Below are 347 nucleotides of genomic sequence, written 5' to 3'. Positions count from 1 at the left end.
TTGGATCTCCCTTGCCGCCCCACACGGTGTCGAAAGCCCCTCGGCCTAATGGCGCAAATAACTACCGCTTCAGACGCTCATCCCTGATTCGACTGTCGCTGCTTCGGCATCCATGCCTCAGCCACGTTATTTGCGCCAACGGCTTTCGGCGACACCGAGGGGGAATTGGTGCAATTCTATTAGCACTGAGTAGTTGGAAAAGGGAAAGACAGGACAGCCAAATCTTTTCTGTCGTTACTTATCAGAGACTAACCCCTGCAACGAGCTTCCTTGCAGCTCAGAAAGTGTTTTGGATGTCCTGTATGTTTGTTTGTATGAAGCATGCAAATTACTCGTCTCAGAGAGCC

The sequence above is a fragment of the Shewanella sp. BJSY2023SW001 genome (assembly GCF_047314685.1).
GTDB classification, from domain to species: Bacteria; Pseudomonadota; Gammaproteobacteria; order Enterobacterales; family Shewanellaceae; genus Shewanella; species Shewanella indica.
This window is presented reverse-complemented; position numbering follows the sequence as displayed.